Here is a 12,907-nt window from a genome sequence, read left to right as displayed (position 1 = left end):
GATTTTTTTTACAAATTCGACCGCTTGTCACTTAATTTGATAAACGTTTCGCTTCAATAACATCGTTCAGCTGCGCAATACGCGCTAAGAGCTTGCCGAGCATTTCGATATTATTAAGTTCAATGCTCATATCCATAATTGCCAAACTGCGTTTCGCATCAATACGGCTCGATACGCTTAATACATTCACTTTTTCATTCGCCATCACCGCACTCACATCACGTAATAAACCGTTGCGGTCATTGGCGGTCACTCGAATCGCCAAACTAAAGCCGTTTGCATAATGCGTTCCCCATTGTGCATTTACTACCCTCTCCGGATTCGCACTGCGTAGGTCAAACAACTGTTCGCAATCGGCTCGATGAATCGAAATCCCACGCCCTTGGGTAATATAACCGACAATCTCGTCACCCGGAATCGGCTGACAGCAACGTGCGATGGTATGCATCAAATTACCGACACCGTCAATGATGATCTGTCCGTTTTTGCCCTTATGTTGTTGATTATTTGCGTTTTTATTAACTTGTTTTAATACCGCTTCGTCTTCTTGTTCTGCGGTCGGTTTAATTAATTTACTTTGTAAATAATGGCTTAATTGATTTAAACGAATATCGCCGCCGCCGATACCGGCATACAAATCATCGAATTGTTTTAAGTTATAACGAGGCAGTGCATACTGCTCAATTTGTTTATAAGTAAAGCCGAAGCGAGCCATCTCCGCTTCCAACGCTTCCTTACCGAGCGGAATATTTTTTTCTCGATCCAGTTTTTTAAACCAAGCGATAATTTTTGCTCGTGCTTTAGACGTATTGACAAAGCCGGCATTCGGATTTAACCAATCTCGACTCGGATTCGGATTTTTCTGGGTAATAATTTCGACTTGATCACCCATTTGCAATAAATAAGTAAACGGCACGATACGTCCGGCGACTTTTGCACCGATACAACGATGCCCCACCTCGCTATGAATCGCATAAGCAAAATCAAGCGGCGTCGCATTTTTAGGCAAGTCAATTACTTCCCCTTTCGGCGTAAACACATAAACGCGATCGTCAAATACTTGCGAACGCATTTCCGCCGCCATAATCTCACCGGAATCGGCAATATCGTTTTGCCACGCTAATAATTTACGTAACCATACGATCTTTTCTTCATAACCGGAACGACCTGCGGTTGCGCCCTCTTTATATTTCCAATGCGCTGCGACACCTAATTCCGCATTTTCGTGCATCGCTCGAGTACGAATTTGCACTTCTATGGTTCGTTCATCCTCGCCCAAGACAACGGTATGAATGGATTGATAACCGTTTGGTTTAGGATTAGCTATATAGTCGTCAAAATGTTCAGGTAAGTGTTTATATTGGGTATGAATAATCCCTAATGCGGTATAACAATCTTCCAAATTCGGTACGATAACACGCACCGCTCGAATATCGAACAATTGTTCAAAACGCAGACTTTTCTTCTGCATTTTTTTCCAAATACTGTAGATATGTTTCGGGCGACCGTAAACTTCCAAATCGCCGATTTGTTCGCTTAGACAAGCGGTCAAATCCGCCACGAATTTTGCGATATAACTCTCGCGTTCCAAACGGCGTTCGCCGAGTTGCAAGGCGATTACTCGGTAACATTGCGGATGTAACGCTCGGAAGCAATAATCTTCCAATTCCCACTTCAACTGTCCGATACCTAAACGATTGGCGAGCGGTGCATAAATATGCGAACATTCTTTCGCCGCCAACACGAGATCTTCTTCGGTATGACGATATTTTCCCCGCAAATAGACGATACGTTCCGCCAACTTAATGACCACGCAACGGAAATCATCGACCATCGCCAGTAACATACGACGAATATTATCGATTTGCAGATCGGATACGCTATTCGCACTCAGTTGGCGAATATTGTCCATTTCAATCACACCTTTTACTAAGTTTTTGACTTGATTACCAAAGTCTTCCTTGACTTGGGCGAGATCGATAATGTGATTTTTTACGAGAGGGAAAAGTAAGGCGGCGACAAGCGAGTCATCATCCATATTCAGCCCGTGTAAAATTTCCACCATTTCAATCCCATCCCACATAAGGTGATAAGTATCGGTATCCAATTTTTCATGGGCGTAACGCCACGCGATTTGTAACTCTTCAAAGGTTATCGGTGACATTTGCAAAGCGGCACTCCAACTCGCTAACTCAAAAGTACTCGGATCAAGCTCGTGTGAGCGACGAATTGCTACCATAATTCCTCCTTTGCAAAATATTGTGAATATTTAACCGCTTGTCAGTCGAAAAGATGAATAGCATTATACTGGTATTTTTATAAAATGCTTGCTTATTTAGTCACTTTTCTTTTCTAAAGAGAAACGGGAATATACCTTCAGATACCTTATTTGAGGTATATCCGTTGTGATAAATCAAACCAATCTCTACAATTATTTGCGAGAGCCGATTCTATTCGTTAGAATAGGTCGGTTTCAACGGCATTTTGCCGTTTTTTGTTTTTAGCGTGGGATGTAAATGACGATTTTAGCACTTGGTATTAACCATAAAACGGCCTCGGTAAATTTGCGAAGTAAGGTGGCGTTTGATGATCAAAAACGTCAGCTTGCTTTTGAGCAAATTCAACACCGCGCACTTGCTGAAAGCGTTGTCATTCTTTCAACGTGTAACCGAACAGAGCTTTATTTTCATAATGCGGAAATTACGCCGCGAGAAGAACATGAAGATAACATCGCATGGCGTGAACAATGTTTTGAATGGTTTGCCGAAATTCATCAACTTGAACATAATGAACTACGCGAATGTATTTATTTCAAACAAAATATGGAAGCCGCTCGTCATTTAATGCGAGTAGCGTGCGGTTTAGATTCGCTTATCTTGGGCGAGCCGCAAATTCTAGGCCAGGTAAAACAAGCTTATCAATATAGCGAGAATTTTTACCAATCGCAGAACAGCCATATTTCTACTAAATTATCCCGTCTGTTCCAACGTACCTTTTCGACGGCAAAACGTGTGCGTTCCGAAACGGAAATCGGTTCAAGTGCGGTATCGGTCGCTTATGCCGCTTGCGGTTTGGCACGCCAGATTTTCGATAATTTCGGTAAATTGCGTTTCTTGTTGGTCGGTGCCGGCGAAACCATCGAATTAGTCGCGCGTTATTTAATTCAGCACGGCGCGAAAAACATTATGATCGCCAACCGTACGCCGCAACGTGCGGAAACGTTAGCGGAGCGTTTAAACACGCCGATGCAAATTTTATCATTAAGCGCATTGCAAATCGGTTTAAACCAAGCGGATATCGTTATCAGTTCTACCGGCAGTCCGGATATGCTGATTAGCAAAGAAATGGTGGAAATCGCACAGAAACAACGCCAGTTTGATCCGATGTTATTGATTGATATTGCCGTTCCTCGCGATATTGACGAAAATGCCGGCGAATTGGATGCGGTATATTCTTACAGCGTAGATGATTTACAACATATCATTCAACGTAATATGGCGCAACGAGAACAAGCTGCAGAACAAGCGGCACAAATTGTGGATGAAGAATGTAAAGCGTTCTTTGAATGGCTGAAACAACAGCAATCCAGCGATTTGATTAAACGTTATCGCCAAGATGCCGAGCAAACTCGTCAAGAGCTATTAGCGAAAGCATTAGTTGCCTTAACCAGTGGACAAGATAGTGAAAAAGTCCTTAACGAGCTAAGTTATAAACTGACCAACAGCTTATTACACGTGCCGACCCAAGCGTTACAGGCTATGGCGAAGAGCGGAAATTCTCAAGGACTTCAGAGTTTTTCTAAAGCCTTAAAATTAGAAGAACAATAATCCAAAAAACTCAATAAACAAGCGGTCGATTTTCGGTAAAATTTTGCAGAAAATCGACCGCTTTTTTTGATCCTTTTTCCGTTCTCAACGCTTTTAGTATATAATATGAGAATTTTGCGACTCGCAAAGACAGAATTTTTAGAAGGACAGAATAAGAATGACTCCAGTTGTTGCCCTTGTCGGCAGACCGAATGTGGGTAAATCCACTTTATTTAACCGCTTAACCCGCACGCGCGATGCGTTGGTAGCGGACTTTCCGGGACTTACCCGTGACCGTAAATACGGTCATGCGAATATTGCCGGCTATGATTTTATCGTGATTGACACCGGCGGGATCGACGGTACGGAAGAAGGCGTAGAAGAAAAAATGGCGGAACAATCGCTACTGGCGATTGAAGAAGCGGATGTCGTGCTTTTCTTAGTGGATGCACGTGCCGGTTTAGTACCTGCCGATATCGGTATCGCTCAATATTTACGTCAGCGTGAAAAAACCACCGTTGTGGTCGCCAACAAAACGGACGGTATCGATGCGGATTCACATTGTGCGGAATTTTATCAATTAGGTTTAGGCGAAGTCGAACAGATAGCAGCGGCACAAGGTCGTGGCGTGACACAACTTATCGATCAAGTATTAGCCCCGTTAGGCGAACAATTAAATGCGGATCAAGCGGTCGAAAACGAAGAAAATTCTGCAAATGAAGAAGCAGACGAATGGGATACTGACTTTGACTTCGAAAATGAAGATGATACCGCATTACTTGATGAAGCACTTGAAGAAGAAACCGAAGAGTCTATTGAAGATAAAAATATCAAGATTGCCATCGTCGGTCGTCCGAATGTAGGTAAATCAACCTTAACCAACCGTATTCTCGGTGAAGATCGTGTAGTGGTTTACGATATGCCGGGGACGACACGTGATTCTATCTATATTCCGATGGAGCGTGACGGTCAGCAATATACGATTATTGATACCGCCGGTGTACGTAAACGTGGTAAGGTCAATTTAGCAGTAGAAAAATTCTCTGTAATTAAAACCCTACAAGCGATTCAAGATGCGAACGTAGTATTACTCACTATTGATGCGCGTGAAGGGATTTCTGATCAAGATTTATCTCTACTCGGCTTTATTCTGAATGCCGGTCGCTCATTGGTTATCGTAGTGAATAAATGGGACGGCTTATCACAAGATATTAAAGATCAAGTGAAATCCGAATTAGATCGCCGTTTAGACTTTATTGATTTCGCGCGTGTACATTTTATTTCCGCATTACACGGCTCGGGCGTGGGTAACTTATTTGATTCTGTTAAAGAAGCCTATGCGTGTGCGACACAGAAAACATCAACTTCGATGCTGACGCGTATTTTACGTATGGCAGCGGATGAGCATCAGCCGCCGTTAGTAAACGGTCGCCGTGTGAAATTAAAATACGCTCACCCGGGCGGTTATAATCCGCCGATTATCGTGATTCACGGTAACCAAGTCGAAAAATTAGCGGATTCTTATAAACGTTATTTAAGTAATTACTTCCGTAAGAGCTTGAAAATTATCGGTTCTCCGATCCGTATTCAGTTCCAAGAAGGTAATAACCCGTTTGCCGGTAAGAAAAATAAACTGACACCGAACCAATTACGTAAACGTAAACGTTTGATGAAATTTATTAAAAAAAGTAAGAAATAATTACTTTGTAAGGAAATAAAGGTAAGGCTAAGATTAAACATCGTTTTCTTAGCCTTATTATTTTATTGATGCTTTTTATTTTAATATGACAGTTTGTGGATTTTTCATTACTTCTCGCATGGTTTCTTGTGTTTTTTCCATCATCTCTGAGGGATCTAATTTATCTCCCCATTCAATTACTCTACCATTTAATAGTGTAACGGATAGTCTATCCTAAGATAACATCTGATTATCAACGGGAGTAAACCCTATAACAGATAGACCCCAGTAATTTAGCACCTCCACAGCACCTTTATCTGTATTTCTAGCCGAAACTTTTTTAGGTTCTCCTAATAAATTAATCGTATCCTGTTTCGACATTCCCATATGCAATTTCATAGCTAATTGGTTGTATGTAGGTTTAGATGCACATCCAATTAAAATTGTAGCTATTAGCGTTGCAATAAGTTTTTTCATTTTTGAATTCCTATATTAATACTATTTGATTTCCAATTTTGAATAATTTAACTCAACCAATATTGGATCCATTAAACCTATGTTAGGTTCGGTTGAAGTATATATTGAACCTAAAACAGGTTCAATACCAACTGCACCTAAAATCGGTGCAATGAAAAATCTACGTTTATCAATCCATTCGCCCGAACACCAATGGTTACGGAATTTATTTCTCAGACGCCGTCAAGAGCTAGGGCTAACACAACGTGCATTAGGTGAAAAAATGGGCGTGCTTTATTCATTCATAGGAAAAGTCGAAACAGGTGATCGTCGCTTAGATATTTTTGAATTCATAACTTATTGTGAAGGTCTTGATTTAGATCCTGAGCTAGTGCTGCGAGAAATTCGAGAAAAATTCAATAAACAATGACTGCAATTAGCTTTCGATAATAAAATTTATTGAAGTAGTCTAGCTATTTCAGGTATGATCTTACTACACTTTTTGTATGGATAATAACTAACACAATGATACAATATTCTTCTAAATTTAATAATGCTAAAGTATTGGTACTTGGCGATGTAATGTTAGACCGTTACTGGTTTGGTGCCACCAACCGTATTTCTCCGGAAGCACCTGTACCGGTGGTAAAAGTACAAGGTATTGAAGAACGTGCCGGTGGTGCAGCGAATGTGGCAATGAACATTGCCAGCCTTAGTGTACCGGTCGCCCTTCACGGTTTAATCGGGCAAGATGATGCCGGTCGTGCTTTAGATAAATTACTTAATTCACATAATATCCAAAACCATTGTGTTGCATTGGATTCACACCCGACTATCACCAAATTACGTATTCTGTCACGTCATCAACAATTATTACGTTTAGATTTCGAAGAAGGCTTTCATCATGTCGCAAGCGATTCTCTGCTTGCAAAACTTGAACAAGAAATTACCGCTTACGGTGCATTAATTTTATCGGATTACGGCAAAGGTACGCTTGAATCTGTACAGCAAATGATTCAAGTGGCACGCAAAGCCGGCGTACCGACACTCATTGACCCGAAAGGTACCGATTTTGAACGTTACCGCGGTGCAACTCTCTTAACACCGAATATGTCGGAATTCGAAGCGGTAGTCGGCCACTGTAAAGATGACGATGAAATCGTCGAGAAAGGCTTAAAACTGATTGCCGATTTTGAATTAACCGCATTATTAGTGACTCGTTCGGAAAAAGGTATGACGTTATTACGTCCGAACCAAGCACCGTTCCACTTACCGACCCAAGCGAAAGAGGTTTATGACGTAACCGGTGCCGGTGATACGGTAATCAGTGTACTTGCGACTGCGATTGCCGACGGTCGCCCTTATGAGGAAGCGTGTTACTTAGCGAATGCGGCGGCAGGTGTGGTTGTAGGCAAATTAGGTACTTCAACCGTCACACCAACCGAGTTAGAAAATGCGATTCATCATCGTGAAGAAACCGGTTTCGGGATTTTAGCGGAAGACGAATTAAAACGTGCGGTAGAACAAGCAAAGCAACGTGGCGAAAAAATTGTGATGACCAACGGCTGTTTTGATATTCTGCACCCTGGTCACGTTTCTTACTTAGAAAATGCACGTAAATTAGGCGATCGTCTAATCGTTGCGGTAAATACCGATGAATCGGTGAAACGCTTAAAAGGCGAATCTCGCCCGATTAACGATTTAAATGCTCGAATGGCGGTACTTGCCGGTTTAGCCTCGGTGGATTGGGTCGTGCCTTTTGCAGAAGATACGCCGCAACGTCTTATCGGTGAAATCTTACCTAACTTATTAGTCAAAGGTGGCGATTATAAGCCTGAAGAAATTGCCGGCAGCCAAGAAGTTTGGGCAAACGGCGGCGAAGTTAAAGTGTTAAATTTTGAAAACGGTTGTTCAACGACAAACGTAATCAAGAAAATTCAGGCGTCAAAATAGGCTTTCTATCCACTAATGGAAAAAATTATTATTGATGCCGAGCAGTTTCAGCGTACGATTTCTCGGATTTCTCACCAAATTATCGAAAAACATTCTTCCTTAGATAATTTGGTGTTAGTCGGGATAAAACGTCGCGGCGCTGAAATTGCCGAAATGTTACAAAGCAGGATTGCCGAACTTGCTCAAACCGAATTGCCGTTAATGGCTTTAGATATTACATTTTATCGGGATGATCTTCATTTAGATCATCAAGACCCCGCTTATACCGGAGTGGAATCTCAAATTGATATTACCGGAAAAAATGTTATTCTGATCGATGACGTATTATTTACCGGACGTACGATTCGAGCGGCACTTGATGCATTACTTGATTTTGGACGGGCAACACGTATAGAACTGGTCATTCTGGTCGATAGAGGGCATCGCGAGTTACCAATCCGAGCCGATTATGTCGGAAAAAATATTCCGACCGCAAGAACGGAACAAGTACAAGTGCGAACGCAATTTTACGACGGAATGAATCAAGTGGTGCTTATTCGAGCGAAAGACGAGTGAATAAATACTAGGAACCTTTTTTAGAAAAATAGCTCTAATTATATCGGGGCTTATCTTTAACCTTTAGTAGGAAATAATAAATGAAATTAATCTCTGCAAAATCATTATTAGTCGCATTGGTTACTGCAATCGGTATTTCTCAAACGGCAATTGCCATTGAAGAACGTGTCGTAGCACTTGTCGATGGCGTACCGGTAATGGAAAGCCAAGTTCAGCGCGCTTTAGGTAAAAAAGCAAATTCCGAAGCAAATCACAAAGCCGCGTTAGAACAAATTATTGATGATCTTTTAGTACAAAAAGCGGTCAAAGAAGCGGGCGTAAAAGTTAATTACGCCAAAGTGGATCAAGTGATTGAAGATATCGCCGCACGTAACGGTATTACTTACGGTCAGTTACTCGATGCGTTGGATTATCAAGGTATTACGTTAGAGCAATACCGTCAGCAAATCGCACAACAAATGGCAATGGAACAAGTACGTCATATCAGTATCGGTAAATCAATTCAAGTTGATCCGAAAGACGTTCACGCTTATGCAAAAGAATTACTCGAAAAAGATAAAGCAAACGGCAAATTGAAAAATGTGACCGGAGTTCAACATCGAGTCAGTCATATTTTAATTAAAACGACACCAGTGTTAAATGATATTCAGGCAAAAGCGAAATTAGCTCAAATTGTTGCGGATATTAAAGCGGGTAAAACCACTTTTGAAGAAGCGGCGAAAGCGAATTCGGTCGATTATCTTTCGGCTGCGGACGGTGGTGATTTAGGTTATAATTTCTTAGATATTTATGATCCTGCATTTGCAAAAGCCGCAAGCACGGCAAAACAAGAGCAAATTACCGCACCGTTTAAATCTCAATTCGGTTGGCATATTCTTAAGGTAACCGGTACACAACAAGGCGACCGTACAGAAGACGCTTATAACCAACGTGCTTACGAGCAATTAGTGGACAAACAAGCGCAAGAAGCGGCAAAAGACTGGGTAAAAGCATTGAGAAAAACCGCTAACGTTCAGTACGTTGGTAAATAAACATAACGATTTATCTGAGAACCTCGCTATTTGCGGGGTTCTTTGCTTATTTTAAAAGGATAACAATGAGTAATCAAAATTCAAAAAAACATTTAGGTCATACCGCCCGTAAGCGTTTCGGTCAAAACTTTTTACACGATATGAATGTTATTCATAATATCGTATCTGCCATCAATCCCAAAAACGGTCAGTTTTTACTTGAGATCGGTCCGGGTTTAGGCGCATTAACCGAACCGGTCGCCGAGCAAGTGGATAAACTCACGGTGGTTGAGCTGGACAGAGATCTCGCCGAGCGTTTACGTCATCACCCGTTCTTAAATCATAAATTAACCATTATCGAACAAGATGCGTTACGTTTTAATTTCCGTGAATATTTTGAAAGTCTCGAGCTAAGAGAAGGTGAAGGGGTTCGTGTATTCGGTAACTTGCCGTATAACATCTCAACGCCGTTGATGTTCCACTTATTCAAATTCCACGATTTGATTCAAGATATGCATTTTATGTTGCAAAAAGAGGTGGTAAAACGTCTATGTGCCGCACCGAATAGTAAAGCGTACGGTCGTTTAACTATTATGGCGCAATATTATTGTCAAGTAATGCCTGTGTTAGAAGTGCCGCCGACCGCATTTAAACCGGCACCTAAGGTAGATTCCGCCGTGGTACGTTTAATGCCGCATAAAGTATTACCGCATCCGGTAAAAGACGTATATTGGTTAAACCGTGTAACTACACAAGCCTTCAACCAGCGTCGTAAAACCTTGCGTAACGCACTCTCAACGCTATTTAGCCCCGAGCAATTAGAAGCGTTGAATATCGACCTAAATGCACGTGCGGAAAACTTAAGTATTGCGGACTATGCCCGTTTAGCCAACTGGTTATATGACAATCCGCCGGCAGTGGATAACCAAGAAGAAATCATTGACGAAGATATCTAATCTGACAAGCGGTTAAATTTGTAAAAAATTTTGCAAATTCCACCGCTTAGTCATAGATATAAAAAAACCTAAGAGATTCTCTTAGGTTTTTTGTTTTTATTAGCAATTATTTCGTACCGAAAATCTTATCACCGGCATCGCCTAAGCCCGGCACGATATAGCCGTGCTCATTTAAATGGCTGTCAATTGAAGCGGTGTATAACTCTACGTCCGGATGCGCAGCCTCTAATGCTTTAATACCTTCAGGCGCAGCGACAAGTACCAGTACTTTAATTTGCTTACAACCGGCTTTTTTCAAAAGATCGATTGTTGCAATCATTGAACCGCCCGTTGCTAACATCGGATCAACGATAATCGCTAAACGCTCTTCTACATCATTGGCTAATTTCGTGAAATATGGAACCGGTTCTAACGTTTCTTCATTACGATAAATACCGACGACACTGATACGCGCACTCGGAATATGCTCCAACACGCCGTCCATCATCCCTAAACCCGCACGTAAAATAGGTACGACCGTTACTTTTTTACCTTTAATACGTTCAACTTCCACTTTACCGCACCAACCGTCAATTTCAATCGCTTCCGTTTCTAAATCGGTTGTCGCTTCGTAGGTTAATAAGCTACCGACTTCTGTCGCTAACGCACGAAAATCTTTGGTATTAATATCGGCGGCACGCATTAAGCCAAGTTTATGTTTAACCAGAGGATGTTTTACTTCTACAATTTTCATATATTACTCCTAAGCATTTTTATATTGTTTTAAATAAGAAACGAATACGATTCCAATATAAACCGATTAATTCTGTTGTTCTTTAATTTTCGCCAATTCTTCATCTCTTAATACTCTACGAAGAATCTTACCTACATTACTTTTCGGCAATTCGTCACGAAACTCTATTTCTCGAGGAATTTTATAACCGGTCAAATATTGACGGCAATAAGTTCTCAGCTCTTCCCTTGTAAGGCTTTCATCTTTCTTGGTAACGAAAATTTTAATCGCTTCGCCTGACGATTTACTCGGAATACCGATTGCGACGATTTCGTTTACTTTCGGATTATGTGCAACAACCTCTTCAATTTCATTCGGATACACATTAAAACCGGAAACAATGATCATATCTTTTTTACGATCGACAATACGTAAATTAAGATCTTCTCCCATCACAACGATATCGCCGGTTGCCATCCAACCGTCTTTCAGAACGTCTGCAGTATCTTGCGGACGTTGCCAATAACCCTGCATAACTTGAGGGCCTTTGACCCAAAGTTCTCCTCGCTCGCCAATCGGCACATCGTTCCCCTCATCATCTACAATACGAATATCCGTATTAGGAACCGGTACGCCGATAGATCCGGTATGCTCGACCGAATCACTGCGTGTTGCGGCAATCAATGGAGAACATTCCGTCATACCGTAACCTTCGATAATATGGCAATCGGTCGCATCATGCCAACGCTTCGCTACCGCGGATTGAATGGATGCGCCGCCGCCGACGCTAAGTTTAAGATGCGAAAAATCAATTTCTTTAAATTGCTCATTATTCAATAACGCATTAAATAATGTATTTACCCCGGTTAAAGCAACGACTTTATATTTTTTTAATTCCTTAACAAAGCTCGGAATATCGCGAGGGTTGGTAATTAACAAACCGGTTATACCCAGTTCAATAAAAAGCAGGCAATTAACGGATAATGCAAAAACGTGATATAACGGTAAAGGAATAACCGCTATGCATTCTCTACTATTTCGTAATAATGGCTCCGCAACCCATTTGGCTTGCATTAAGTTTGCAACTAAATTGCCGTGCGATAACATTGCGCCTTTAGCCACACCGGTCGTACCGCCGGTATATTGTAAAAAAGCCAGATCCTCTCTATATAAAGAAGGTTTCACATACTGACGTTGCTTACCGATACTTAACGCTTCACGGAAACTTACCGCATGAGGTAATTTATATTTAGGAACGAGCTTTTTAACGTACTTCACCACAAAATTGACTAATGTACGTTTACCGAATGAAAGTTGATCCCCCATTCGGGTCAAAATAACATGTTTTACATTCGTCTCAAATACGATCTTTTCAAGTGTTGCGGCAAAATTGGAAACGACAACGATAGCTTTGGCACCGCTGTCATTTAACTGATGCTCCAATTCTCTGGGCGTATAAAGCGGATTGACGTTCACCACCACTAAACCGGCACGTAGCGCCCCAAACAATGCAATCGGATATTGTAATAAATTCGGCATCATCAATGCGATTCGATCACCTTTTTCCAAACGAAGTTCGTTCTGCAAATAAGCGGCGAATGCACGGCTTCTTTCTTCCAATTTACGGAAGGTAAGCACTTTTCCCATATTAATATAAGCGGGAATATCGGGATGCTTGCGCACGGCGGATTCAAACATTTCCAATAATGAGTCGTAAGGTGTAACGTTTATCGTTTTCGGTGAGCCTTCAGGATAATTTTGTAACCAAATTTTTTCCATAC

11 protein-coding genes are annotated in these 12,907 nt (G+C 41.4%); 7 read left to right on the top strand and 4 right to left on the bottom strand.

The features are described 5' to 3' along the window. Window positions 1-31: 31 nt before the first annotated feature. Window positions 32-2,239, bottom strand: a complete 2,208-nt coding sequence (gene relA / locus DRF63_RS02170; protein ID WP_005596441.1) for a GTP diphosphokinase — start codon at window positions 2,237-2,239, stop codon at window positions 32-34. Window positions 2,240-2,516: 277 nt separating this feature from the next. Between relA and hemA the strand changes: the two genes are divergently transcribed. Both hemA and der read left to right on the top strand, forming a co-directional pair. Continuing rightward, window positions 2,517-3,827, top strand: coding sequence for a glutamyl-tRNA reductase (gene hemA / locus DRF63_RS02165; protein ID WP_005596438.1), 1,311 nt, complete (start codon window positions 2,517-2,519; stop codon window positions 3,825-3,827). Between the two features lie 157 nt (window positions 3,828-3,984). Further along, window positions 3,985-5,505: a ribosome biogenesis GTPase Der gene (gene der, locus DRF63_RS02160; protein ID WP_005596433.1), complete on the top strand. Its 1,521-nt coding sequence runs from the start codon at window positions 3,985-3,987 to the stop codon at window positions 5,503-5,505. A gap of 213 nt (window positions 5,506-5,718) precedes the next feature. Here the strand turns inward: der and DRF63_RS11200 are convergent, their stop codons facing one another. Then, window positions 5,719-5,961 (bottom strand): hypothetical protein, encoded by a 243-nt coding sequence (locus DRF63_RS11200; protein WP_233432341.1) that lies wholly within the window; start codon window positions 5,959-5,961, stop codon window positions 5,719-5,721. A gap of 79 nt (window positions 5,962-6,040) precedes the next feature. Between DRF63_RS11200 and DRF63_RS02150 the strand changes: the two genes are divergently transcribed. From DRF63_RS02150 to rsmA, 5 genes are all read left to right on the top strand, one after another. Next, the gene (locus tag DRF63_RS02150; RefSeq protein ID WP_005596431.1) at window positions 6,041-6,370 is read left to right on the top strand and encodes a helix-turn-helix domain-containing protein; all 330 of its coding nucleotides are present in this window, start codon (window positions 6,041-6,043) and stop codon (window positions 6,368-6,370) included. Between the two features lie 95 nt (window positions 6,371-6,465). Next, window positions 6,466-7,893, top strand: coding sequence for a bifunctional D-glycero-beta-D-manno-heptose-7-phosphate kinase/D-glycero-beta-D-manno-heptose 1-phosphate adenylyltransferase HldE (gene hldE, locus DRF63_RS02145; protein WP_005596429.1), 1,428 nt, complete (start codon window positions 6,466-6,468; stop codon window positions 7,891-7,893). A gap of 15 nt (window positions 7,894-7,908) precedes the next feature. Then, window positions 7,909-8,448: a bifunctional pyr operon transcriptional regulator/uracil phosphoribosyltransferase PyrR gene (gene pyrR / locus DRF63_RS02140; protein ID WP_005596427.1), complete on the top strand. Its 540-nt coding sequence runs from the start codon at window positions 7,909-7,911 to the stop codon at window positions 8,446-8,448. 80 nt (window positions 8,449-8,528) lie between these two features. Then, a complete protein-coding gene (locus DRF63_RS02135) occupies window positions 8,529-9,479 on the top strand; it encodes a peptidylprolyl isomerase (protein WP_005596425.1) in 951 nt (316 codons plus the stop codon). Window positions 9,480-9,544: 65 nt separating this feature from the next. Next, window positions 9,545-10,414 (top strand): 16S rRNA (adenine(1518)-N(6)/adenine(1519)-N(6))-dimethyltransferase RsmA, encoded by an 870-nt coding sequence (gene rsmA, locus DRF63_RS02130; protein WP_005596422.1) that lies wholly within the window; start codon window positions 9,545-9,547, stop codon window positions 10,412-10,414. Window positions 10,415-10,520: 106 nt separating this feature from the next. On the opposite strand, the gene upp is transcribed toward rsmA, so the two are convergent. After that, on the bottom strand, window positions 10,521-11,147 hold the full coding sequence (gene upp, locus DRF63_RS02125) for a uracil phosphoribosyltransferase (protein WP_005596420.1): 627 nt from the start codon (window positions 11,145-11,147) through the stop codon (window positions 10,521-10,523). Window positions 11,148-11,213: 66 nt separating this feature from the next. Further along, window positions 11,214-12,905: a long-chain-fatty-acid--CoA ligase FadD gene (gene fadD / locus DRF63_RS02120; RefSeq protein WP_005596418.1), complete on the bottom strand. Its 1,692-nt coding sequence runs from the start codon at window positions 12,903-12,905 to the stop codon at window positions 11,214-11,216. Between the last annotated feature and the right edge of the window lie 2 nt (window positions 12,906-12,907).

Source organism: Actinobacillus pleuropneumoniae (genome assembly GCF_003290385.1).
GTDB lineage: Bacteria > Pseudomonadota > Gammaproteobacteria > Enterobacterales > Pasteurellaceae > Actinobacillus > Actinobacillus lignieresii.
This window is presented reverse-complemented; position numbering and strand designations above follow the sequence as displayed.